We start from the raw sequence: 24,812 nt of genomic DNA, 5'->3' as shown, positions 1-24,812 counted from the left end.
AAGAAGGTACGAGCATGCAACAATCAAAAGAAGAAAGAGTACATGACGTATTTGAAAAGATTTCTGATAAATACGATGTGATGAATTCTGTAATTAGTTTTCAAAGACATAAAGCGTGGCGTAAAGAAACGATGCGAATTATGGATGTACAACCTGGCAGTAAAGCGCTTGATGTATGCTGCGGAACCGCAGATTGGACAATTGCGCTAGCTGGAGCGGTAGGTGAGCAAGGAAAGGTTGTTGGCTTAGACTTCAGTGAAAATATGTTATCTGTCGGTAAGCAAAAGGTAGAGGCGTTACAATTAAAACAAGTAGAACTTCTACATGGGAATGCAATGGAGCTTCCATTTGAAGATAATACGTTTGATTATGTAACAATTGGGTTTGGTTTACGTAACGTACCGGATTATATGCACGTATTAAAAGAAATGACGCGTGTAGTAAAACCAGGTGGAAAAGTAATCTGTTTAGAAACATCTCAACCAACAATGATTGGTTTTCGACAAGGGTATATTTTATACTTTAAATATATCATGCCGTTATTTGGAAAGATGTTTGCGAAAAGTTATAAAGAATATTCATGGCTTCAAGAATCTGCTAGTGCATTCCCAGGGATGAAAGAATTGGCCCAAATGTTTGAGCAAGCTGGACTTGAACGTGTGCAAGTGAAACCATTTACTTTTGGGGTAGCAGCGATGCATTTAGGTATTAAACCAGAATCAAAATAGAAAAAAGAAAAAAGAAGTTTTAGGTTAAGGTGAACAATATGAAGTTACAACTTATGTACTCTTTTTTACGATCGGATATTAATGTGATAGAAAAAGAATTAAAAAAGACAGTTGCTTCTGAACAGCCATTAGTAGAAGAGGCAGCATTACAACTTATTGAAGCTGGTGGGAAGCGAATTCGTCCTGTATTTGTGTTGCTTGCAGGGAAATTTGGAGATTATAAGTTAGATGCGATTAAGCATGTTGCTGTTGCGTTAGAGCTTATTCATATGGCTTCTCTTGTTCACGATGATGTTATTGATGCTGCATTTTTACGACGCGGCAGTGCGACTGTGAATGCGAAATGGGGAGATCGTATTGCGATGTATACAGGGGACTATTTGTTCGCTAAGTCTCTTGAATGTATAACAAATATCGAAATCCCAGAGGCGCATCAAGCGTTATCACATACTATTTTAGAAGTCTGTAAAGGTGAAATTGAACAAATTAAAGATAAATACAATTATGACCAAAATTTAAGAACGTATTTAAGAAGAATAAAGCGAAAAACAGCATTATTAATTGCCGCGAGTTGTCAATTGGGAGCGATTGCTGCTGGTGCTAATCGTGATACAGTAAATCGTCTATTTTGGTATGGGTATTTTGTAGGAATGTCTTATCAAATTATTGATGACATTTTAGACTTCGTTTCCACAGAAGAGAAACTTGGAAAACCTGCTGGTGGAGATTTATTACAAGGAAACATAACGCTCCCTGCTTTATATGCGATGGAAGATCCAGTACTTCGTCAAAAAATCACATCTGTACATGAAAATACAACAGCAAGTGAAATGCAAGAAATTATTGATGCTGTAAAAAATAGTCCAGCAATTGATCAAGCATTTGCGTTTAGTGAACGTTATTTACATAAAGCTTTAGAAATAATAAAACCACTCCCACGTGGAAAAGCAAAGTATGCATTACAAAATGTTGCAAAGTATATTGGAAAACGAAAATTTTAATGTTTATTCTAAAAAATAAAATAATCTCTCTATTTCAAAACTATTGCACAATTGTGATAAGGGTGATAATATGTGTGTGGGGATATACAATTACATACATAATTCAGAAGTGGAGAGATTTTTTATGGAAAAAACATTTCTAATGGTAAAACCAGACGGTGTACAACGTGCCTTCATTGGGGAAATTGTAGCTCGTTTTGAGAAAAAAGGCTTTCAATTAGTTGGTGCAAAATTAATGCAAGTCACTCCGGAAATTGCTGGACAACACTACGCTGAGCATAAGGAAAAACCTTTCTTTGGTGAGTTAGTAGACTTTATTACATCTGGACCTGTATTCGCAATGGTATGGCAAGGTGAAGGTGTAGTAGATACAGCGCGTAACATGATGGGGAAAACAAGACCACATGAAGCAGCTCCTGGAACAATTCGTGGAGATTTCGGTGTAACTGTTGCGAAAAATATTATTCATGGTTCTGATTCTTTAGAAAGCGCAGAGCGCGAGATTGCTATTTTCTTTAAAGAAGAAGAATTAGTTGACTACTCAAAATTAATGAATGAATGGATTTACTAATTATTTTGAAATAATTTGTAAACGCTTTAATCACTGTGATAATAGTAAAAAGTGCAAGGAGAATAGGGGTATTCTTCTTGCACTTTTTTTATTTTCAATTAGTTACGAAGTTTGAGCTGTTATGATATATTGATATTTAAATTAGGCCTATCGGAAATATAGAATAAGAAAATGGTCGATTTATGATATAATTTCTTTAATATTTTTAGAATGATAAAAGTTAATATAGTGAGATAAATACATATACGAAAAGAGGAATAACGTATGCGATATATTACAGCTGGTGAATCTCATGGTCCGCAACTTACAACGATTATAGAAGGTGTTCCAGCAGGATTGTCTTTAGTAGCGGATGATATAAACGAAGAGTTAGCTAGAAGGCAAAAGGGATATGGGCGTGGTAGACGCATGCAAATTGAAACGGATCAAGTGCAAATTTTAAGTGGTGTTAGACATGGAGAAACATTAGGTTCCCCTATTGCACTCGTTGTTGAAAATCGTGATTTTGCCCATTGGACAAAAATTATGGGGGCAGAGCCTTTAACTGAGCAGGAAGAAAAAGAGATAAAAAGGAAAGTGACAAAACCAAGGCCTGGGCATGCTGATTTAAATGGTGCAATTAAATATGGTCATAGAGATATGAGGAATGTACTGGAACGTTCGTCAGCGCGCGAAACGACGGTGCGTGTTGCTGCTGGTGCGGTTGCTAAAAAGGTGTTAGCAGAACTTGGTATTAAAGTGGCGGGCCATGTAATTGAAATTGGCGGTGTACAAGCTAAGGAGGTTACGTATAGTTCAATTGAAGAATTAAAGAGTATTACAGAAGCATCTCCTGTACGTTGCTTAGATGACGAAGCTGGTAACCAAATGATGAAAGCGATTGATGATGCGAAAGCAAATGGTGATTCAATTGGTGGAATCGTTGAAGTAATTGTGGAAGGAATGCCAATTGGAGTAGGTAGCTACGTGCATTATGATCGAAAACTGGATGCGAAATTAGCAGCTGCAATTATGAGTATTAATGCTTTTAAAGGTGTCGAGATTGGAATTGGTTTTGAAGCAGCGCATAGACCGGGAAGTGAAGTTCATGATGAAATTCTATGGAATGAGGAGCATGGATATACAAGAAGAACAAATAATGCAGGTGGATTAGAAGGCGGTATGACGACTGGAATGCCAATTGTTGTGCGCGGTGTGATGAAACCGATACCTACACTTTATAAACCTCTTCAAAGTGTAGATATTGATACGAAAGAGCCTTTTACAGCGAGCATTGAACGTTCAGATAGTTGTGCAGTGCCAGCAGCTAGTGTCGTTGCAGAAGCGGTTGTGGCTTGGGAATTAGCAACAGCTTTAATAGAACAATTCGGATTAGATCGTATGGAACTAATTCGTGAAAATATTGAGAAACATAATGAATATGCGAGGGGATTTTAATGGGAAACATACATATTCAAACGAAATCAAAAGAATATGATGTACATGTTGGTAAAGAAGCGTTGTCAAACTTAACAATGATCGTTCAAAATATGCAGCCAGCTGTATCTAACGTAATGATCATTTCAGATGAAGCTGTTGCATCACTACATTTACAGACAGTTATCGATGCATTACAAGTGGAGCAGGACGTGTTTTCATTTGTTGTACCAAGTGGCGAAAAAGAGAAGTCTTTCGAAAATTTCTATGCGGCTCATACGTCAGCTCTTGAAAATAAATTAGATAGAAATTCTTTAATTCTTGCACTTGGAGGCGGAATGATTGGAGATTTAGCTGGTTTTGTTGCTGCATCTTTTATGCGGGGTATTCGCTTTGTGCAGGTTCCGACGACTTTATTAGCGCACGATAGCGCAGTAGGTGGGAAAGTAGCGATTAATCATCCGTTAGGTAAAAATATGATTGGTGCATTCCATCAGCCAGAAGCGGTTGTATATCATACACCGTTTTTACAGTCTCTTCCTGAAAAAGAGTGGCGTTCAGGTTATGCAGAGGTGATAAAGCATGCTCTTATTGGTGATGTGGAGCTATATCATTGGTTAAAAGAAGAAGTGCAAACATTAGCGGATCTTCGTGATGAGAAGTTAATCCATATATTAACGAAGGCGATTCCTGTAAAGGCAAATGTTGTGTCACAAGATGAAACAGAGAAGGGTGTACGTGCCCATTTGAACTTTGGACATACGTTAGGACATGCTCTTGAAAAAGAGCTAGGGTATGGGAATATTACTCACGGTGACGGCGTAGCGGTTGGAATGTTATTCGCCATATTTTTAAGTGAGCAAGTGTACAAGGTTGATCTTGCTTATGAAGATATGAAGCAGTGGTTCTTGAAATACGGCTATCCAAAAATGCCAAGAGATTTGAATGTAGAGCGCCTCGTTCAATTGATGAAACAAGATAAGAAAGCAAATGCAGGAGCAATTCATATGGTGCTTATGCAGGAATATGGGGTAGTGAATGTCGTATCTATTTCAGATGAGACTGTTCATATTGCGTTAGAGGCATTTCAAAAAGATATGGTTTAAAATGATAGCGAAGTGTTGTGAAGTGCTCATTTAGAGGTATTCTCGTAATAGTGACGGTTATGATAAAAGATTACAGTAAGGGGCTATAACTGTATTGTAATCAAATTGAATGAAATGACTGGGGGAAGAAAAATGAGAGTGAAAGAGCAATTGTTAACTTTGAGAGCGTATGTGCCTGGGAAAAACATTGAAGAAGTAAAAAGGGAATATGGATTATCGAAAATTGTGAAATTAGCATCGAACGAAAATCCATTCGGTTGCTCAGCGCGTGTGACAGAAGCATTAACTTCTTTAGCGAGCCAATATGCCCTTTATCCAGATGGATATGCCTTTGAACTTCGGACAAAAGTAGCGAAACATTTAGGTGTAAAAGCAGAACAACTACTATTTGGTAGTGGATTAGATGAAGTCATTCAAATGATTAGCCGAGCGTTACTACATGAAGGAACAAACGTTGTAATGGCGAATCCTACGTTTTCACAATATCATCACCATGCTGTTATTGAAGGAGCAGAAGTTCGTGAAGTATCACTTAAAGACGGTATTCACGATTTAGATGCAATGCTAGAGCAAGTAGATGATAAAACGAAAATTGTATGGATTTGTAATCCGAATAATCCGACAGGTACATATGTTGAGAAACAAAAATTACTTTCATTTTTAGAATCAGTTCCTAAGTCGGCTCTCGTTATTATGGACGAAGCATATTATGAATACGCGGAAGCAGAAGACTATCCGCAAACATTGCCACTTCTTGAAAAGTATGAAAATCTTATGGTTTTACGCACGTTTTCAAAAGCATATGGTTTAGCTGCTTTTCGTATCGGATATGCGATTGGGGATGCGAAGTTAATCGGACAGCTAGAAGTAGCGAGGTTACCATTCAATACATCAACTGTAGCGCAATCTGTAGCACTCGCTGCATTAGAAGATCAAGCCTTTTTACAAGATTGTGTGAAAAAGAATGCTGAAGGTCTAAATCAGTATTATGCATTTTGTAAAGAATATAACGTATTCTATTATCCATCTCAAACAAATTTCATTTTCTTAAAACTTGGTATACCAGGTAATGAAGCTTTCGAACGATTAATGAAAAAAGGATATATCGTTCGTTCTGGTGCTGCATTTGGTATCGATGATGGTATTCGTATTACTGTCGGTTTGAAAGAAGAAAATGATGAAATTATAGAGTTGCTGAAAGAGCTTGTAAATGAGCAAGTACAGAAAGAAGAAACATATTCTTAAGAGATTGTGAAGGCTCCTATTATAGGAGCCTTTTTTATCGTATTAAAAATAAAGGTTGAAGACTGGCAATTAAGTTGTTCTGTAAATCACGGTTTGTATGGCTTGATAATTAGTGAGAGAAGTTATTTGCACGGTCATAAAAGAAAGCGGTACAATAGAAGATGATGATAAGGTATCGGTGTCATATCCGAACCTTTTGAACAATTACCTACTCTGTAAGAAGAAGTATAAGAAGAAGCATGCTCATTCTAAAGGTTGCGTTCTAACAGTGAGTTGCTTATGATAAATGAACAGAAGAGAATATTTTTTAGAATTAAAGGAGACGTTTATGCAAAAGTTTGAACAAGCTGTTTCATATATTGAAAATGGTGAGGCGGAAAAAGGATTACAATTATTAAAAGAACAATTAAAAATTGCAAATGATGAAGAGAAGTATGATATCGCTCGTTACTATCATACACTTGGATTTACAGATGAGGCATTAGCGATTACTGAAGACTTACGTTTACTGTATCCGGAAGAAAGTGAATTCACTGTATTTTTAGCAGAATTATATATTGATTTAGATAAAGAAGATGAAGCGATTGAAGTACTTCATGATATTCCAGAAAATGACGATTTATATGTTCAATCTTTATTACTTGTTGCAGATTTATTCCAAATGCAAGGTTTTGATGATGTAGCAGAGCAAAAACTATTAAAGGCAAAAGAAATGATGCCTGATGAACCTGTTATTACGTTTGGGTTAGCAGAATTATATAGTAGTAAAGGTGAAGAACAAAAGGCAATTACTTATTATGAATCGCTATTAGCTGAACATAAAGTAATGGGTGGTGTTGTGATCGCACTTCGCCTTGCAGAAACGTTAAGTGCGATTGGAAACTGGGAAGAGGCGATTTCTTATTATGAAGCAGGCCTAGAGGAACAAAAAGATATTCACTCATTATTTGGATATGCCTTCACATTATACCAAGGTGAAGAATATCAGAGAGCAATCGGTGCTTGGCAAGAACTAAAAGAATTAGACCCTGAGTACGCATCACTGTACATGTATTTAGCGAAAAGCTATGAAAAAGAAGGAATGCTTCAAGAAAGCTATGAAACGCTTCATGAAGGAATTAAAGTAGATGAGCTTTCAGTTCCGTTTTATGTAGAGTTAGCGAACATTGCGGCGAAATTAGGAAAAATAGTAGAAGCAGAGGAAGTTCTTCAAAAAGCACTTGAGTTAGACCCAGGGCATTTAGGCGCAACATTAAAATATGCGTATATCTTAAAAGGACAAGAAAAGTACGAAGAGTTAATTGCAATTGTAGAGCGTGCTATTGATAGTGGAGAACCAGATACACAACTACTTTGGGACCTTGCGTATGCAAAAAAACAATTAGAAATGTATTTGGATGCATTAAAACACTATGAAAGTGCATATACTTCTTTTAAGAATCATCCAGACTTCTTAGAAGAATACGGTTATTTCTTATTGGAAGAAGGAAAGCGAAAAGAGGCGAAAGAAGTATTTACCCAGTTATTACAACTAGACCCGACACAAATTCATATTGAAGAGTTGTTATATAATTTAGAGGATTTTTCATAAGTTGGAAGGAAACTGAATGCCGCTTCTTGAATCTAAAAAGAAAAGAGAAAGACAGAGGAGGGACTTAATTGCTATGAATACCCCTGTTTCTGTAAACGAGAAGAAGGATTTTGTAAAATGGTTTTTGAATAATTACCAACTGAAACAGCGTGAATGTGTATGGATTCTGAATTATTTAATGAGTCACGACCAATTGATGCATAAAGTCCACTTCGTAGAGCATGCAAAATATTGTCCGCGTGGCTTAGTGATGTCAGCGAATTGTGTGAAAGACACACCGTTTCACTTTTTTAAACAAAATGTTATGACAACAGATGCTGAAAAATCGTTTCATGATATTCGTTTAAATCGAGATGAGGATATTTATATTCAACTCAACTTTAAATCATCGTTTCAAAATGCGAATTATGTAGCTGTATTAGAAGAAAACCCATATCTACCAAAGCATATTGAAGTAAATGAAAAAGATCGTTTACTTGCAGAAAGGTTTTTGGAAGAAAGTGTATTTTCATTTAGGAGAGAACGCCTTTTGAAACAAATTGATGAAGCGTTAGATAAGCAAGATAAGGAAGCGTTTCATAGATTAACGGCCGAGTTAAAGACTTTATAGAATTTATTTGGATTAATAAATTTTTACAAATTTCAGACTTTCACCAAGAAAAACTACCTATATTGGGTAGTTTTTCTTTTTTTACCTCTTTTAGTATGGTTTAATATATATAAAGTGAAAGTTCTGTCATTTGCAAGTGAAGGAGGGAAGGAATTTGAAGTGGAGTGTAAAAGATGTGGAACAGTTTGAACAAGCAAGAGAGTATGTTGATACAGGAGTAATACCGCTTTTATCAATTTCGGCAGCACAAGAAATGAAAATGGTTGTAGAACAAGGTGAATTTATCGAATTGTTGAGCACGGAATTGGAAAGAGAGTATAAAGGAAGAGTGCTTTTACTACCTGCGTTTACGTATTTGGTAGAAAGTCAAAAGAATGAAAAAGGTCGTTTGCAAGAATGGACAAATCATTTACGAAGCGAAGGTTTTAAGCATATTGCTTATGTTACAAGTGATTTTTCATGGAAAGAGGATATGCAAGAGTTACAGGGAGATTTATTTTGGTTTCCTTCATTAGCATTAGAACAATTTAGTGATCAAGCAAAAAGAGAAGTTATTCATGCGCATATAAAAAATATAATGGTGATGTTGGAAGAGAAGTGGGGAAACTCGCAATAAACAGAAAGTTCTTATTATTATGAGTAGTATGATATTGACCTGTGCATGAGCGTATTATATCATGATAGTGTCCTAGTTTTTATTTTTTATATAATTTATCACGAGGGGACAATTTCTGATAGAGGGGGGAAATTTTCGTGAGCGAGAAAGAACATCGCGTGTCAAGAAGACAATTTTTAAATTACACACTCACAGGGGTAGGAGGCTTTATGGCTGCCGGTATTTTAATGCCGATGACGCGATTTGCGCTTGATCCGGTGTTAAGAAAAGAAGCCGGAACAGATATGGTTGCTGTTGCGCAAGTAAAGGATATTACAACAGAGCCGAAGCGTTTCGATTTTAAAGTGAAACAGGTTGATGGTTGGTACAAGTCTGAAGAACCAAAATCGGCTTGGGTTCATAAAGATGAAAGCGGAGACATTGTTGCGTTCTCTCCAGTATGTAAACATTTAGGATGTACAGTTAACTGGAATTCGGACAAAGCACATCCGAATCAATTCTTTTGTCCATGTCACGGGGGTCGTTATACAAAAGATGGGATGAACATTAAAGGTACGCCACCCCTTGCTCCGCTGGATGTGTACGAGTCTAAAGTGAAAGATGGAACGCTGTATCTAGGAAAAGCGAAGCCAAGAGGGGGTGCAAAGTAGATGTTAAATAAAATTTATGATTGGGTAGATGAAAGATTAGATATTACACCGATATGGCGTGATATCGCTGATCATGAAGTACCTGAACATGTAAACCCGGCACATCACTTTTCTGCATTCGTCTATTGCTTTGGAGGACTTACCTTTTTCGTTACTGTAATTCAAATTTTATCTGGAATGTTTTTGACGATGTATTATGTGCCTGATATTAAAAATGCTTGGGAATCAGTTTACTATTTACAAAATGAAGTTGCTTATGGGCAAATTGTTCGTGGTATGCACCACTGGGGTGCTAGTCTCGTAATTGTAATGATGTTTTTACATACACTCAGAGTTTTCTTCCAAGGTGCGTATAAAAAGCCCCGTGAGTTAAACTGGATTGTTGGTGTTCTTATTTTCTTTGTTATGTTAGGTCTTGGTTTTACCGGATATTTATTACCGTGGGATATGAAAGCTTTATTTGCTACAAAAGTAGGGATTCAAATTGCAGAGCAAACACCGCTCATTGGTCCTTATATTAAAACATTACTCGCTGGTCATTCCGAAATTGTTGGCGCTCAAACATTAACTCGCTTCTTTGCTATTCACGTCTTCTTCTTACCAGCAGCACTTCTAGGTTTAATGGCCTTCCACTTCATCATGATTCGCAAACAAGGTATTTCCGGTCCACTATAAGAGATTGCTAAATTAAAGGGGAAAGAACTAAAGGAGGGAGATTATGCATCGCGGCAAAGGGATGAAGTTTGTAGGAGATTCTCGGGTACCGGTAGCTCGGAAACCAAATATTCCAAAAGACTATTCTGAATACCCAGGGAAAACAGAAGCATTTTGGCCGAACTTCTTGTTAAAAGAATGGATGGTTGGTGCAGTTTTTTTAATCGGTTATTTATGTTTAACAGTGGCGCATCCGTCGCCGCTTGAGAGAATGGCGGATCCAACAGATGCTGGATATATACCACTTCCAGATTGGTATTTCTTATTCTTGTATCAGTTATTAAAGTATTCTTATGCTTCCGGTTCATTTACTGTAATTGGAGCGTTTATTATGCCAGGGATTGCGTTTGGTGCATTACTGTTAGCTCCATTTCTTGATCGAGGTCCAGAAAGACGTCCATTGAAGCGTCCTGTAGCAACTGGATTTATGCTTTTAGCAATTGCATCGATTATCTTTTTAACTTGGGAATCTGTAGCACACCACGACTGGGAAGCTGCAAAGAAACAAGGAGCAATTGTAAAAACCGCGCCAGTTGATAAAAATGATGATGGCTATAAATTAATGCAAAAAAATACTTGTTTAACATGTCATGGTGACAACTTACAGGGCGGGGCGGCAGCACCAGCACTGCAAAACTTAACTTTAAAGCCAGAAGAAATTGCTAAAATTGCGAAAGATGGAAAAGGTTCCATGCCTAAAGGTGTATTTAAAGGTACAGATGAGGAACTGAAGAAGCTTTCGGAATTCGTTGCAAAGTATAATAAAAAATAATAAAAAGCTGACTACAAAATTTGTAGTCAGCTTTTCTATTTAGTTGGATGAAGTTTGTTATAATAGAGTAGGATTTAGTGAATGAATTACTTTGCTTGAAAGGTGTTGGACATACAGATTGGTGTACTTGTATGCAATGTTAAGACAACGCTCGGTATTATTATTTTTATTGGTTGTTAACATATTAGGTACAATTTACGGGTTTATATGGTACGGAAATCAACTGAAAGAAACGTCACCTATATTTTGGCCGTTTGTACCAGATAGTCCTATGGCGAGTCTCTTTTTTGTCTTTGTTTTAATTGCTTTTTTGACAAAGAGAAACTGGGGATTAATAGAAGCGCTAGCAATTGTTACTTTAATAAAATATGGTATTTGGGCTGTTGTTGTAAATGCGATTATGATTTACGTAAAAGGTCCTATTGGCCTTATGGGCTACATGTTAATGCTTTCGCACTTTGCGATGGCAGTGCAAGGTGTTTTATATGCTCCATTTTACCGTATAAAAAAATGGCATTTTATAGTAGCGGGTGTATGGACGTTGCATAACGATGCAATTGATTATTTATTTTGGCAAATGCCACGATATGGAATTATGCATTTGTTTGTAGAGGAAATTGGTTATTTTACGTTTTGGTTAAGCGTTGCTGTACTATGTATTACATATTATTGTTGCTTACGTGAGCACAGGAAACAATTTTCTTTATGATGGTTAGAACATTTAGGGGGAGAACATGGAGAAAAATAAGAGTGGTACAAAAATATTGGATCGATTGATTACTTTAGTTGTTTCATATAGCATAGCATTTTCTATTTTTGCACTCGCAACAACGGCAGTTGTGTATGGAAAATGGCTGTATTATTTTGAAATTGATTTTTTAAATATTCCTGATTTAGCGGATATGACGAAGGATGAAATTAAAAGAAATTACGATGTGCTTATTACATATTTATCCCCGTTTTATGACGGAGCATTACATTTGCCAACATTAGATATGTCTACAAATGGCCGTATTCATTTTGTAGATGTTAAAAATATTTTAGTAAAGATTCAATATGTGATGTATGCGACAATTATGATTGCAGTGATAGGTGGAATTTATTTATTAAAAAAGAAAAATGAAAAGTTTTTACTGCACGGATCGATTTTAACAATCATTTTTCCGATAGCGCTTATGTTACCAATCGCTATTAATTTTGAAAAGAGCTTTGTATTATTCCATAAGCTTTTATTCAGTAATGATTATTGGATGTTTGATATTGAAACGGATCCAGTTATATTAATGCTACCAGAGGAGTTCTTTATGCATGCTGCGTGTGCTATTTTATTATTCATTTTAGGTGGTAGTATACTTTGTTATAGCTTATATAGATATTTCGTAAAAAAGAAAAGGATGTCAAAGAAAAAATTCTCTGCTTAAAGAGAATTTTTTCTTTGTAAAACGATAATATATTTTTCGGTTCAGTTCTGTTCTATTCTTGTCCCAATTAACATATTTTGTACTAGTAGTTATAGGGGGGACCGGGATGAAGAGAACATTAATTGGATTGATAGCATTTCTAATTATAATGTTTCCGTTACGTATATATGCTGAAGAGTGGAATGAGCTAACAGGGTTGTTAGACGACTCGTTACAGTTAGTGAAGCGTAATGAAGATGAAAAAGCGGTACAAGTATTACAACTTTTCTCAGAGCAATTTTTAATGAAGGGGAATGAAAAGAAGCATGAAGTAACACCAGATCAAGTTAGAGTTATTTCTTTAGCTTACGACAAGGCGCAGCAATCGCTCTCTGAAGAAGGTTTAGGTAAGCAAGCTAAAATGGATAATGTGTTGGCATTACAACTTGCTGTTGATGCACAAGTATCGAAATATCAACCACTTTGGATGGAAAGAGAAAGGAAAGTAATGGATGCCTTTTCTCAAATGGAAAAAGCGATGGAAAAAGAAGATGCTGGGCAGTTTCAACAAACATTAAATACATTTTTAAATGAATTCAATATTATTTATCCAAGTTTAATGATTGCTTTGCCAGAAAACGAGGTACAGCGTGTAAATGTTCATTTATCTTATTTGGATGAATTTCGTAACGTTATGTTAAAAACGAAAGGTGGCCAAATGCAATTAGGGATTATTAAAGGGGATTTGCAAAAGATATTTCACACAGTAAAAAAGGATGAAATTGCACCTTCTCTCATTTGGTTTATGACAATTACTGGGGGACTTATTTTATTCACATTAACTTATGTTGGATGGAGAAAGTATAAAGGAGAGAGAGAAAAAAGAAAAAGTAATGTGCATTCTAAAAATAGATAATGTAATAAGTAAAGATATGGATTGTAAGGTTTATTCATTGACAATAGTGGCAGAAGAAAATAGAATGAGAAGTACTATAATTAAAACTTCAATGGAGGTTCATGATGTTTTATTTAATTTACTTCGCGATCATAATGATCATACCGTTGTATGCACAGTCAAGAGTACGAAGTGCCTATAGCAAGTATTCACAAGTTTATTCAACATCAGGTATGACAGGAGCGGAAGTGGCTCGAAAAATTTTAGATGAAAATGGATTATACAATGTAGCTGTGGAAGAAACACCAGGTCATTTATCAGACCATTATGATCCAACGGCCAAGACGGTTCGATTATCAACAGATAACTATTATGGACATTCAGTTGCTGGTACAGCAGTGGCAGCACATGAAGTAGGACACGCAATTCAAGATGCGCAAGATTATAACTTTATGCGTATTCGTCATTCGTTAGTTCCTGTGGCGAATTTTGGATCGAATATATCATGGGTATTTATTATGATTGGTATATTTGCGACAATGTCGAAACTATTGTTATTAGGAATTATTTTAATGGCTGCAGGTGTTGTGTTCCAACTTGTTACATTACCAGTTGAGTTCGATGCTTCAAAGCGTGCAATGCAACAAATTGAAGCGTTAGGTATCGTATCAACAGATGAATATGGCCAAGCTCGTAAAGTATTAAATGCAGCAGCATTAACATATGTAGCAGCTGCAGCTGTAGCGGTATTTGAATTATTACGTCTCGTATTAATGTATACTGGTATGCAGCGTAGCGACGACTAAAGACTATCAATTTTGATAGTCTTTTTTTGTTGTGTGGATTGAATTATATAATGTATTACAAATAGAAATAATAGAAGTAATGCGGAAAGGCGGTGGGGGAAATGAAATATCCAGACCATTTAGTAAAACAAGTGAAAGAGCGTAGTGCTCCTTATCAACTAGAAGGTTTTTTAAGTGGACAAGGTCCTGAAAATCCCAAATTTATGTTGTTAGGAGAAGCGCCTGGTGAAACAGAAATTCATAATGGGATTCCGTTTAGCGGGAGGTCGGGAAAACAATTAATGGGTTTTTTAGAGCGTATTCACGTTACGAGGGAAGAAGTATATATTACGAGCGCTGTTCGGAGTAGACCTTATAAATGGCGAGAGAAAAAAGAACGAAATGGTGAAAGCATACAAAAAAAGTATAATAGAACGCCAAATCAAGGAGAAATAGTTGCCCATGCGCCTTTGTTAGATTATGAATTAGAGAAAATAAATTCGAGGCTTATCGTCACGCTTGGAAATATTGGTCTTCAACGTTTAACAGGAAAAAATAAAAAAATCACAGATGTACACGGGCAATTATTAAAACAGCCCATTCAAAAATTAAAGGATATGCAAAGTGCAGAGTTTACATGGTCAGAGAATGAATATCATGTTTTTCCAACTTTTCATCCAGCTTCCATTTTTTATAATCGGAGTTTATTGGAGCTTATTTATGAGGATTTGGAGAAGCTTAAAAGACTTGTAATAAAAAACTAGAAAAGCTAAGGCGCTTTTCTAGTTACATTTAATTATGTAAAGGGTTTTTATTTTCATCTAACGTAAATCCTTCACCAACTACATCATGTACATCACTTACAGCGACAAATGCATGAGGATCTACTGAAGTAATAATATTCTTTAATTTCACGATTTCATTTTTAGCAACAACGCAATACAGTACGTTACGTTCCACTTTTGTATACGATCCAACAGCCTTTAAAAAGGTTGCTCCGCGCTCCATTTCAGATAAAATTTTGGCAGCAATTTCATCGTTTTTCTCTGAGATAATAGTCGCTCCTTTGGCGGCATAGGCTCCTTCTTGCATAAAATCAATGACTTTAGCCCCGATAAAAACAGCAACTAACGTATACATACCCTCGCGGTATGATAAATAGGTAAGAATAGAGACGACGATAACGACAGCATCGAACATAAACATCGTTTTACCCATACTCCAGCCAACATATTTGTGAGCTAGTCGTGCGATAATATCTACACCGCCAGTAGTCCCGCCATATTTAAATATTATCCCAAGGCCGATACCGATAAATGCCCCGGCGAATAAAGCTGCGAGTGTCATATCATTTTGCAAGTTTAAATGTAAGTTGAGCACTTCGTAACGCTGGAAAATCCATAGAAATAAAGATACGCTAAATGTGCCGATTAATGTATATAAAAATGTCGTTCTGCCAAGTAACCTCCAACCAATAAAAAATATAGGGATATTTAAAATTAAGTTTGAGTAGGAAGGATCAAACTTAAATAAAAAATACAATAATAGTGTAATACCAGTAAACCCACCTTCTGCAAGGTGGTTTTCAATATTGATATTGACAATACCGAAAGAAAATATAGCGGAACCGATTAAAATAAAAATAATATTTCGCATCTTCAATTTTGATGTCATATAGAAATCCCCCTAATTATGTAATGATTACATTGCTCCGCTGAAACGGTAAAACATAATAATAAGTAATTTCTAGTTGCTAGTGAAAATAGTAAGAACTCGATTAGTATGGGCTAATCTTTTGCAAAAAGCGCAAAAGAAAGTTTCACTTTATTATAGTCTATCCAAAAAAGGGTCGCAAATAGGTGTTTGGCGGGGAATAATATTTGTCAAATCGCGATGAATTGGCTAACATGAAAGAGGAAGGATTAGAGGTGAATAGTATGGAAGCAAAAACGATGAAAGATATGCAGAAAGAAGTAGATGCATATATTGGTCAGTTTAAAGAAGGTTATTTCAGTCCGCTTGCAATGATGGCTCGTTTAACGGAAGAAATGGGAGAGCTTGCGAGAGAGGTAAATCATTATTATGGTGAGAAACCGAAGAAAACAACTGAAAAAGAAAGAAGTATTGAAGAAGAGCTTGGAGATGTATTATTTGTTATGATTTGTATGGCAAATAGTTTAAATATTGATTTAGAGACAGCACATAACATTGTAATGAATAAATTTAATACACGTGATAAAGATCGCTGGACACGTATTGATGAGGGAGAGAAAGAATAATGAAAGAAATTAAAGTAATTATCGCCGGACCAAGAGGACGTATGGGACATGAAGCAGTCCTTCTTATGGAAAGAACGGAACATTTTAATTTAGTAGCAGCAGTGGATTATAAGCATGGTGGTGAGAAGATTTCTGATTTACCTGGCATGCCAGCATTACATGCACCGATTTACGCTGATTTACATACTTGTTTAGATGAAGTAGAAGCAGATGTGTTGTTAGATTTAACAACACCAGAAGTTGGGAAACAACACGTTACACTTGCAGTTGAGCGTGGACTTCGTTCTGTTATTGGTACAACTGGATTTACAGAAGAAGAATTGGCACATTTAACAGAGAATGCAAAAGAAAAAGCAGTAGGAACAATTATTGCTCCAAACTTTGCAATTGGTGCAGTTCTTATGATGAAATTCTCACAAATGGCAGCGAAATATTTCCAAGATGTTGAGGTAATTGAATTACATCATGATCAAAAATTAGACGCACCATCTGGTACAGCTGTAAAAACGGTAGAATTAATTCGTCAAAATCGTGAATCAAAGCAGCAAGGTCATCCAAATGAAGTAGAGCAACTAGCAGGTGCACGTGGTGCAAATGTAGACGGTATTCACATTCATAGTGTACGTTTGCCAGGGCTTATTGCACACCAAGAAGTAATGTTTGGTGGAGATGGACAAATGTTAACAGTTCGTCATGATTCATTCAATCGTGCATCATTTATGTCAGGTGTAAAACTATCAATTGAGACAGTAATGAACCTTGATCATCTTGTGTACGGTTTAGAAAATATTATCGACTAAAGGGGAGACAACGGATGAAAATTGCCTTAATCGCACATGACAAAAAGAAAAATGATATGGTTTCGTTTGCATACGCATATAAACCAATTTTTGAGCAACATGAATTATTTGCAACAGGAACGACAGGGCTTCGTATTATGGAAGCGACTGGATTAGTTGTAACAAGATATCAATCTGGCCCTCTTGGTGGAGATCAAGAAATTGGTGCAATGATTGCAAAAAACGATTTAGATATGGTGATTTTCTTCCGCGATCCATTAACAGCACAGCCGCATGAACCGGATGTGAATGCATTGCTTCGTTTATGTGATGTATATGCGATTCCACTTGCAACGAATATGGCAAGTGCTGAAATGTTGATGCACGCATTAGAGCGAGGAGATTTAGATTATCGTAAGTTAAGAAAATGAGGGGAACAATTATGAGTGGATTACATATATTAGCGTTTGGTGCTCATGCCGATGATGTTGAAATCGGCATGGCTGGTACCATCGCTAAATATACAAAGCAAGGGTATGAAGTAGGTATTTGTGATTTAACAGAAGCTGATCTTTCTTCCAATGGAACGATAGAGTTGAGAAAAGAAGAAGCAGAGGTCGCAGCTCGTATAATGGGAGTAAAAACGAGGCTGAATTTAGCGATGCCAGACCGTGGTTTGTATATGAAAGAAGAGTATATACGTGAAATTGTCAAGGTGATCCGTACATATAAACCAAAACTAGTTTTTGCGCCATACTATGAAGATCGTCATCCAGATCATGCAAATTGTGCAAAGCTTGTGGAAGAGGCTATTTTTTCAGCAGGAATCCGTAAATATATGCCGGAACTTTCACCACATCGTGTGGAGTCTTTTTATAATTATATGATTAATGGTTTTCATAAACCGAATTTTTGTATAGATATAAGTGAGTACCTCTCTATAAAGGTGGAAGCATTAGAAGCATATGAAAGTCAATTTTCAACAGGAAGTGATGGGGTTAAGACACCGTTAACAGAAGGATACGTTGAAACTGTGATTGCTCGTGAGAAGATGTTTGGAAAAGAAGTTGGAGTCTTGTATGCCGAGGGATTTATGAGTAAGAAACCGGTTTTATTACATGCTGATTTATTAGGGGGATGTAAATGAAATTAAAAATAGGTATTACATGTTATCCTTCTGTAGGTGGTTCTGGAGTTGTTGGAACAGAATTAGGAAAGCAATTGGCGGAACGCGGGCATGAAATTCACTTTATTACATCGGGTTTACCATTCCGGTTAAATAAAGTATATCCAAACATATATTTTCATGAAGTGACGGTAAGCCAGTACTCTGTATTTCAATATCCACCATACGATTTAGCGTTAGCAAGTAAAATGGCAGAGGTTGCACAAAGAGAAAACTTAGACATTTTACATGTGCATTACGCAATACCACATGCAATTTGTGCATATTTAGCAAAACAAATGATCGGAGAGCGTATTAAAATTGTTACAACCTTGCATGGAACAGATATTACTGTGTTAGGTTCCGACCCTTCGTTAAATAATTTAATTCGTTTTGGTATTGAGCAATCGGATGTTGTTACTGCTGTCTCGCATTCATTAATTAACGAAACGCATGAGCTTGTAAAACCAAGTAAAGAAATTCAAACGGTATATAACTTTATAGACGAACGTGTATATTTCAAACGTAATATGTCTCAATTAAAGAAAGAATACGGTATAAGTGAGAGTGAAAAAGTACTTATTCATATTTCGAATTTCCGTAAAGTGAAACGTGTGCAGGATGTTGTTGAGGCATTTGCTAAAATTGTTAAAGAAGTAGATGCGAAGTTGCTTCTTGTTGGAGACGGACCAGAATTCTGTACGATTTTACAGATAGTGAAGAATTTACATATTGAAGATCGTGTTTTATTCCTAGGGAAGCAAGATAATGTTGCAGAACTACTTGCGATGAGTGATTTAATGTTGCTTCTATCAGAGAAGGAAAGTTTTGGTCTTGTTTTATTAGAAGCAATGGCGTGTGGTGTACCTTGTATCGGAACACGGGTTGGAGGTATTCCAGAGGTTATTCAACACGGGGAAACAGGATATTTATGTGAAGTTGGCGATACAACAGGAGTGGCAAATCAAGCTACTCAGCTATTAAAGGACGAGGAACTTCACCGTAATATGGGAGAACGAGCAAGAGAAAGTGTTTATGAGCAATTTCGCTCAGAAAAAATTGTTTCACAATATGAAACGATTTACTATGACGTACTAAGGGATGACAAAAATGGAAAGATTTAAAAAAGCTAGTTCTATTATTGAGACATTAAAACAACAAGGACATGAGGCTTACTTTGTTGGTGGGAGCGTACGAGATCTTATTATCGATAGGCCGATTGGAGATATTGATATTGCGACATCTGCTTTACCAGAAGAAGTGATGGCTATATTCCCAAGAAATGTTCCTGTTGGTCTTGAGCATGGAACTGTAATTGTTTTAGAAAATGGTGAGCCTTATGAGGTAACTACTTTTCGAACAGAAAGCGAATATGAAGATTTTCGAAGACCTAGTAGTGTTCAATTTGTTCGTTCATTAGAAGAGGATTTAAAACGTCGTGATTTCACGATGAATGCAATTGCTATGACAGAAGAAGGCGAAATGGTTGATTTATTTGCTGGACAGGAAGCCATTCAACAGAGAGAAATTGTGACAGTTGGAAATGCTGCGGATCGTTTTCAAGAAGATGCCCTGCGAATGATGCGTGGTATTCGGTTTGTAAGCGCGTTAGGTTTTTCATTAGAAACGAAAACGAAGCAAGCGATTGAAACGTATGGACATTTGCTAGAACATATAGCAATTGAGCGCATTACAGTAGAGTTTGAGAAATTGTTAACTGGTACATATTGTGTGAAAGGTCTCAAAGAATTAGTAGAGACGAAGCTATTTTCTCATTTGCCATATTTACAAATGTCAGAAGAGAGACTGTTAAAAGCTACGCAGTATAAATGGGATTCTTTCGAAACGGATATTGAGGCGTGGGCATTTTTCTTATATTGTATCGGAGAAGAACATCCATCTGTCTTTTTACGTCAATGGAAGTTTTCGAATAAAAAAATAAAAGATATTGTTGCAGTTTTATTGGCAATCCGTACTAGAAAGGAGAAGGATTGGGATACAGTCCTTCTTTATAAAACGGGAATTTATATCGCTGAAATGGCAGAGAGAGTATATGAAGCGATGATTGAAAGCTATGATCCTACATCTGTTAAACGAGTACAATCAATGTTTCATGCATTGCCAATCCAGGGTCGTCAAGAAATGAATGTGACTGGTAATGATTTATTAAACTGGGCAAACAAAAAGCCTGGTCCGTGGGTTGCTGACATGCTTCAGAAAATCGAGGAAGCAATTGTAAAAGGAAACGTAGTTAATGAGAAAGAGCGTATAAGGGAGTGGCTGCAAGGATGCAATCTACTATAAGAAAGCAGTTATTACAAGTTTTTTCTGAAGCGGATGGCGAGTTTGTATCCGGCCAAACGATTAGTGATAAACTTGGTTGTTCAAGAACTGCTGTGTGGAAACATATGGAAGATCTCCGGAGTGAGGGATATGAACTTGAAGCTGTGCGCCGATTAGGTTACCGAATTGCAAGTAAGCCAGACAAAGTGACTGCTAATGAAATTCAGTTAGGGCTACAAACGAAGCGAATTGGTAGAACAGTGTATTTTGAAGAAACTGTTGAATCAACGCAGCACATTGCAGCAAAACTTGCTTATGAAGGTGCAGAAGAAGGAACTATCGTTGTAGCAGAAGAACAAACAGCGGGAAGAGGTCGTTTAAGCAGAAAATGGCATTCACCAAAAGGAACAGGAATTTGGATGAGTATTATTTTACGCCCATCGATTCCAGTTCATCATGCACCGCAACTTACTTTGTTAGCGGCTGTTAGTGTTGCACAGGCAATTGAAAAATGTACAGGTGTAGACGTGGGAATAAAATGGCCAAATGACATTTTAATTCAAGGTAAAAAGGCTGTAGGTATATTAACAGAAATGCAAGCGGATCCTGATAAAATTAATGCTGTCATTATGGGCATCGGTATTAATGCGAATCAAAAGCAAGAACATTTTGATGAAGAAATTCAGCACATTGCTACTTCATTAGCGATTGAATCAGGTAAGCCGATTGTTCGTGCAGAACTTATGCAACAAATCTATTTACAACTAGAAAAATTATATGAAGAGTATTTAAAAAATGGTTTCTCTGTCATTAAAATTCTTTGGGAAAGTTACGCTGTGAGCATCGGGAAAGAAATTACCGCTCGAACGATGAGAGAGACGATTACGGGGTTAGCAAAAGGAATCACAGAGGATGGTGTATTACTTCTGGAGGATCATGAGGGGAAAGTACATCATATTCATTCTGCAGATATCGAAATTAAGTAAAAGAAGTTCCTCTTTTGGAACTTCTTTTTATTTCAATATTTTTGAGTTAAATTTGTAACATGATAATAAATCCTTTTCATATTTAAAGTTCATTTCAAGATATCTTCCGTCTAGTTGGCCTGGCATGTTATTTGACGATTACTTTGCCTTCCATTCCTTTAAGGAGATGGTATCGACATATTAATTCATATGTACCAGCATTTTTAGGTTTCACGGTAATATTCTTTTCTTTTCCTGACTCAACTACGACGTCAATGCCGAGTTTTTTCACTGTAAAGGTGTGCTCGTTTTTACCTTTATTTTTCAATAGTAATGTTGTTGATCCTTCAAGCGGAATCGTGATGACATTTGGATTAAAGTAATCATCATTTAGTTCAACCTCAATCACGTTCGTTACATCGGTGGGTTGTGTTACGACATTAACTGAGGCAAATACATGAAAGGATCCTAAAGACATCCACCATACAATCATTACAAGCAAACTGCTGAATCGAAATAACCACCTGTTCATAGACATCTGCAATTCTCCTTTGTTAAGTACTTTTCCTCAATTAACCTGCATCATTAGTTTAAGAGTTATACTATACAGTTAAATTGATTACAGAAGAAATTAACTTGGAATTTTTTAACATGCGTTGAAAAAACATGTATCTTTTCAGGATTGAATTATCTATAAAAACTTTATCCCGCTATTTACTGGGCAATAAGACCTCCACCTCAAAATTCAGCGGAAGCAAAGAAGTTAGGTGGGGATCGGGCTGATTAAAGTTTCACTTTCTAGCATATATACTCTCTTATTAAATTTCATATACCGTAATCAGAATAAAAAATTATTTTTTCAAAAAAATGTAGTAATTCCCTTTTGTAGTTTGCTATAATTAGTTCGAATGTGGGCAGTATCAGAGCGAACTGCACCATGATTCGAAGTAATACGAAAAATAATAACTTGGATTCTGCCTTGATCCAATAACGGACTGGGACAGAGGGATGAATAATGCCGACTAACACACAACCCTTCTGCCCTTTTATGGCCAGAGGGGTTTTTTATATGATTGCGGCCATCTCCTCTCTCCTGCATAAAGGAGGAGTAGTTTTTGAAAACAAAAACAGATTTTTTGAAGATGAAAGAGCAAGGTGAGCCGATTACAATGCTAACGGCGTATGATTATCCATCTGCTAAATTAGCAGAAGAAGCTGAAGTTGATATGATTTTAGTTGGAGATTCTCTTGGAATGGTTGTACTCGGATACGATTCAACAGTACCTGTAACAGTAGAGGATATGATTCATCATACGAAAGCTGTACGCCGTGGAGCGAAAGAGACGTTTATTGTAACTGATATGCCATTTATGTCGTATCACGTATCATTACAAGAAACGATGGTGAATGCACGCCGCATCGTTCAAGAGAGCGGGGCGCATGCACTGAAGGTAGAAGGTGCTGGAGAAGTTATATCAACGATTCAATATTTGACGAACGCAGGAATTCCTGTTGTAGCGCATTTAGGTTTAACCCCTCAATCTGTAGGAGTGTTGGGTGGATATAAAGTGCAAGGAAAAGATGCGGAGAGTGCAAAGAAATTAATAGAAGATGCAAAGAAATGTGAAGAAGCTGGTGCAATAGCGCTTGTGTTAGAATGTGTACCAATGCAGTTAGCAGAACTTATTTCAGAGCAACTAACAATACCGACAATTGGGATTGGTGCAGGACAAAAAGTAGATGGGCAAGTGCTTGTTTATCATGATCTTATCTCATACGGCGTGAATCGTGTGCCGAAATTTGTGAAGCAATATACATCTGTTCAAGAGGAGATTGTGCGTGGGATTTCACAATATGTTACTGAAGTAAAGACAAGGCAATTTCCTGAAGAAAAACATTCGTTCACAATGAAAGAGGAAGAATGCTTAGCGTTATACGGAGGAAAACAATAATGAAAATCGTAACTACAGTGCAAGAGATGCAGCAAATTACAAACGAACTTCGTGCAAGTGGAAAGAGTATTGGTTTTGTTCCAACGATGGGTTATTTACATGAAGGGCATGCTACCTTATTACGTAAGGCAAGAGAAGAAAATGAAATTGTAGTTTTAAGTGTATTTGTAAACCCGCTGCAATTTGGCCCAAATGAAGATTTAGATCGATATCCTCGTGATATTAATAGAGATGAAAATGTAGCAAAAGAAAACGGTGTAGATTATTTGTTTTATCCGAGTGTAGAAGAAATGTATCCAGCAGAACAAACAACAACAGTAGAAGTTGTGAAGCGCACGGACGTATTATGCGGTCAACAAAGACCTGGTCATTTTGCTGGTGTTGCAACTGTACTAATGAAACTATTTAATATTACGCTGCCAACGCGTGCTTATTTCGGTATGAAAGATGCTCAACAAGTTGCAGTAATTGAAGGATTTGTAACTGATTTCAATATTCCGGTTACAATCGTACCAGTTGATATTGTAAGGGAAGAAGATGGATTAGCGAAAAGTTCTCGTAACGTGTACCTATCACCAGATGAACGTGAAGAGGCTCTTCATTTATACCGCAGCCTATGTATAGCGAAAGAAAGAATTGAGGTAGGTGAACGTAATCCGGAAATCATTACAAATCTTGTGAAAGAGTATATTGAGACGCATACGAAAGGCACTGTAGATTATGCGGATTTATATGCATATCCGTCATTAACAATGGTAGAGAAAGTCGAAGGACGAATCATTTTAGCTATTGCAGTTAAGTTTGAAAATGTAAGATTAATTGACAATATAACATTAACGGTTAAATAAGGGGGAGCACCTATGTTTCGCACAATGATGAGAGCAAAGTTACATCGTGCAACTGTAACGGAGGCAAATTTAAATTATGTAGGTAGTATTACAATTGATGAAGATTTAATGGATGCAGTAAATATTGTAGAAAACGAAAAAGTCCAAATTGTAAATAATAATAATGGTGCTCGTTTAGAGACATACGTTATTAAAGGGGAACGCGGTAGTGGTGTTGTTTGTTTAAACGGTGCTGCGGCAAGGCTTGTACAACCAGGGGACAAAGTAATTATTATTTGTTATGGGCTAGTTACGGAAGAAGAGGTTCATAAACAAGAACCCAAAATTGCAGTACTAGACGATAATAATCAAATTATTGAAATGTTAGGTGCTGAAAAAGCGGGTACGATATTATAAGTAGAAAGGCTATCTCCATTGCGGAGATAGCTTTTTTGTGCATCT

The 24,812-nt window shown here is 36.5% G+C and carries 29 protein-coding genes; 27 read left to right on the top strand and 2 right to left on the bottom strand.

Features of this window, described 5'->3' with window-relative positions:
* The first annotated feature begins 14 nt into the window (after window positions 1–14).
* The 17 genes from menG (at window position 15) to CQ064_RS01760 (ending at window position 14,864) form a co-directional block, all read left to right on the top strand.
* Window positions 15–728 carry a 2-heptaprenyl-1,4-naphthoquinone methyltransferase gene (menG, locus tag CQ064_RS01840; protein WP_001187668.1) on the top strand — a complete coding sequence of 238 codons (714 nt, stop codon included), beginning with the start codon at window positions 15–17 and terminating at the stop codon, window positions 726–728.
* 38 nt (window positions 729–766) lie between these two features.
* On the top strand, window positions 767–1,729 hold the full coding sequence (gene hepT / locus CQ064_RS01835) for a heptaprenyl diphosphate synthase component II (RefSeq protein WP_000776079.1): 963 nt from the start codon (window positions 767–769) through the stop codon (window positions 1,727–1,729).
* Between the two features lie 124 nt (window positions 1,730–1,853).
* Window positions 1,854–2,300 (top strand): nucleoside-diphosphate kinase, encoded by a 447-nt coding sequence (gene ndk / locus CQ064_RS01830; protein ID WP_000415883.1) that lies wholly within the window; start codon window positions 1,854–1,856, stop codon window positions 2,298–2,300.
* A 264-nt stretch (window positions 2,301–2,564) separates the two neighbouring features.
* Window positions 2,565–3,737 (top strand): chorismate synthase, encoded by a 1,173-nt coding sequence (aroC, locus tag CQ064_RS01825; protein ID WP_001269379.1) that lies wholly within the window; start codon window positions 2,565–2,567, stop codon window positions 3,735–3,737.
* The gene (aroB, locus tag CQ064_RS01820) at window positions 3,737–4,822 is read left to right on the top strand and encodes a 3-dehydroquinate synthase (RefSeq protein WP_000526809.1); all 1,086 of its coding nucleotides are present in this window, start codon (window positions 3,737–3,739) and stop codon (window positions 4,820–4,822) included. The genes aroC and aroB overlap by 1 nt, the downstream gene beginning before the upstream one ends.
* A 132-nt stretch (window positions 4,823–4,954) precedes the next feature.
* Entirely contained in the window at window positions 4,955–6,067 is a 1,113-nt protein-coding gene (hisC, locus tag CQ064_RS01815; RefSeq protein WP_001264033.1) for a histidinol-phosphate transaminase, read from the top strand.
* A gap of 328 nt (window positions 6,068–6,395) precedes the next feature.
* Window positions 6,396–7,658 (top strand): tetratricopeptide repeat protein, encoded by a 1,263-nt coding sequence (locus CQ064_RS01810; RefSeq protein WP_001168672.1) that lies wholly within the window; start codon window positions 6,396–6,398, stop codon window positions 7,656–7,658.
* Between the two features lie 73 nt (window positions 7,659–7,731).
* Window positions 7,732–8,268, top strand: coding sequence for a ReoY family proteolytic degradation factor (locus CQ064_RS01805; protein WP_001095925.1), 537 nt, complete (start codon window positions 7,732–7,734; stop codon window positions 8,266–8,268).
* A 154-nt stretch (window positions 8,269–8,422) separates the two neighbouring features.
* A complete protein-coding gene (locus CQ064_RS01800; protein ID WP_000872171.1) occupies window positions 8,423–8,884 on the top strand; it encodes a YpiF family protein in 462 nt (153 codons plus the stop codon).
* Window positions 8,885–9,021: 137 nt separating this feature from the next.
* Window positions 9,022–9,534, top strand: a complete 513-nt coding sequence (gene qcrA / locus CQ064_RS01795) for a menaquinol-cytochrome c reductase iron-sulfur subunit (RefSeq protein WP_001290420.1) — start codon at window positions 9,022–9,024, stop codon at window positions 9,532–9,534.
* Window positions 9,535–10,209 (top strand): menaquinol-cytochrome c reductase cytochrome b subunit, encoded by a 675-nt coding sequence (qcrB, locus tag CQ064_RS01790; protein ID WP_000932700.1) that lies wholly within the window; start codon window positions 9,535–9,537, stop codon window positions 10,207–10,209.
* 43 nt (window positions 10,210–10,252) lie between these two features.
* Window positions 10,253–11,020, top strand: coding sequence for a menaquinol-cytochrome c reductase cytochrome b/c subunit (gene qcrC, locus CQ064_RS01785; RefSeq protein WP_000554601.1), 768 nt, complete (start codon window positions 10,253–10,255; stop codon window positions 11,018–11,020).
* A 118-nt stretch (window positions 11,021–11,138) separates the two neighbouring features.
* Window positions 11,139–11,729, top strand: coding sequence for a lipoprotein heptaprenylglyceryl N-acetyltransferase LhaT (lhaT, locus tag CQ064_RS01780; protein ID WP_000262838.1), 591 nt, complete (start codon window positions 11,139–11,141; stop codon window positions 11,727–11,729).
* 25 nt (window positions 11,730–11,754) lie between these two features.
* Window positions 11,755–12,441 (top strand): lipoprotein intramolecular transacylase Lit, encoded by a 687-nt coding sequence (gene lit / locus CQ064_RS01775; protein ID WP_000414374.1) that lies wholly within the window; start codon window positions 11,755–11,757, stop codon window positions 12,439–12,441.
* A 106-nt stretch (window positions 12,442–12,547) separates the two neighbouring features.
* On the top strand, window positions 12,548–13,336 hold the full coding sequence (ypjB, locus tag CQ064_RS01770) for a sporulation protein YpjB (RefSeq protein ID WP_000831589.1): 789 nt from the start codon (window positions 12,548–12,550) through the stop codon (window positions 13,334–13,336).
* A gap of 101 nt (window positions 13,337–13,437) precedes the next feature.
* Entirely contained in the window at window positions 13,438–14,121 is a 684-nt protein-coding gene (locus tag CQ064_RS01765; RefSeq protein WP_011109966.1) for a zinc metallopeptidase, read from the top strand.
* A gap of 101 nt (window positions 14,122–14,222) precedes the next feature.
* Window positions 14,223–14,864, top strand: coding sequence for a uracil-DNA glycosylase (locus tag CQ064_RS01760; RefSeq protein WP_000876863.1), 642 nt, complete (start codon window positions 14,223–14,225; stop codon window positions 14,862–14,864).
* Window positions 14,865–14,892: 28 nt separating this feature from the next.
* Here the strand turns inward: CQ064_RS01760 and CQ064_RS01755 are convergent, their stop codons facing one another.
* A complete protein-coding gene (locus CQ064_RS01755; protein WP_000202121.1) occupies window positions 14,893–15,774 on the bottom strand; it encodes a YitT family protein in 882 nt (293 codons plus the stop codon).
* A gap of 263 nt (window positions 15,775–16,037) precedes the next feature.
* Here CQ064_RS01755 and CQ064_RS01750 point away from each other — a divergent pair, with 263 nt between their 5' ends.
* Genes CQ064_RS01750 through CQ064_RS01720 form a run of 7 tightly spaced genes read left to right on the top strand, consistent with a single transcriptional unit; the run spans window position 16,038 to window position 21,592 of the window.
* A complete protein-coding gene (locus tag CQ064_RS01750; RefSeq protein WP_002108639.1) occupies window positions 16,038–16,379 on the top strand; it encodes a nucleotide pyrophosphohydrolase in 342 nt (113 codons plus the stop codon).
* Window positions 16,379–17,179, top strand: coding sequence for a dihydrodipicolinate reductase (gene dapB / locus CQ064_RS01745; RefSeq protein ID WP_000658808.1), 801 nt, complete (start codon window positions 16,379–16,381; stop codon window positions 17,177–17,179). The genes CQ064_RS01750 and dapB overlap by 1 nt, the downstream gene beginning before the upstream one ends.
* A 14-nt stretch (window positions 17,180–17,193) precedes the next feature.
* Window positions 17,194–17,589 (top strand): methylglyoxal synthase, encoded by a 396-nt coding sequence (mgsA, locus tag CQ064_RS01740; RefSeq protein WP_000684765.1) that lies wholly within the window; start codon window positions 17,194–17,196, stop codon window positions 17,587–17,589.
* Window positions 17,590–17,600: 11 nt separating this feature from the next.
* Window positions 17,601–18,305, top strand: a complete 705-nt coding sequence (bshB1, locus tag CQ064_RS01735) for a bacillithiol biosynthesis deacetylase BshB1 (RefSeq protein WP_000015660.1) — start codon at window positions 17,601–17,603, stop codon at window positions 18,303–18,305.
* Entirely contained in the window at window positions 18,302–19,447 is a 1,146-nt protein-coding gene (gene bshA, locus CQ064_RS01730) for an N-acetyl-alpha-D-glucosaminyl L-malate synthase BshA (protein ID WP_000768317.1), read from the top strand. The genes bshB1 and bshA overlap by 4 nt, the downstream gene beginning before the upstream one ends.
* A complete protein-coding gene (locus CQ064_RS01725; RefSeq protein WP_000439311.1) occupies window positions 19,434–20,627 on the top strand; it encodes a CCA tRNA nucleotidyltransferase in 1,194 nt (397 codons plus the stop codon). The genes bshA and CQ064_RS01725 overlap by 14 nt, the downstream gene beginning before the upstream one ends.
* Window positions 20,612–21,592: a biotin--[acetyl-CoA-carboxylase] ligase gene (locus tag CQ064_RS01720; protein WP_001192055.1), complete on the top strand. Its 981-nt coding sequence runs from the start codon at window positions 20,612–20,614 to the stop codon at window positions 21,590–21,592. The genes CQ064_RS01725 and CQ064_RS01720 overlap by 16 nt, the downstream gene beginning before the upstream one ends.
* Window positions 21,593–21,719: 127 nt before the next feature.
* Here the strand turns inward: CQ064_RS01720 and CQ064_RS01715 are convergent, their stop codons facing one another.
* Window positions 21,720–22,109 (bottom strand): cupredoxin domain-containing protein, encoded by a 390-nt coding sequence (locus CQ064_RS01715; protein WP_000062381.1) that lies wholly within the window; start codon window positions 22,107–22,109, stop codon window positions 21,720–21,722.
* A 577-nt stretch (window positions 22,110–22,686) separates the two neighbouring features.
* Between CQ064_RS01715 and panB the strand changes: the two genes are divergently transcribed.
* From panB to panD, 3 genes are read left to right on the top strand one after another with little or no spacing between them, the layout of a single operon-like run.
* Window positions 22,687–23,523, top strand: coding sequence for a 3-methyl-2-oxobutanoate hydroxymethyltransferase (gene panB / locus CQ064_RS01705; protein WP_000851108.1), 837 nt, complete (start codon window positions 22,687–22,689; stop codon window positions 23,521–23,523).
* Window positions 23,523–24,371: a pantoate--beta-alanine ligase gene (gene panC, locus CQ064_RS01700; protein ID WP_000707014.1), complete on the top strand. Its 849-nt coding sequence runs from the start codon at window positions 23,523–23,525 to the stop codon at window positions 24,369–24,371. The genes panB and panC overlap by 1 nt, the downstream gene beginning before the upstream one ends.
* A gap of 12 nt (window positions 24,372–24,383) precedes the next feature.
* A complete protein-coding gene (panD, locus tag CQ064_RS01695; RefSeq protein WP_000490186.1) occupies window positions 24,384–24,767 on the top strand; it encodes an aspartate 1-decarboxylase in 384 nt (127 codons plus the stop codon).
* Window positions 24,768–24,812: the final 45 nt, after the last annotated feature.

The organism is Bacillus sp. MYb78 (assembly GCF_002975115.1).
GTDB lineage: Bacteria > Bacillota > Bacilli > Bacillales > Bacillaceae_G > Bacillus_A > Bacillus_A cereus.
This window is presented reverse-complemented; position numbering and strand designations above follow the sequence as displayed.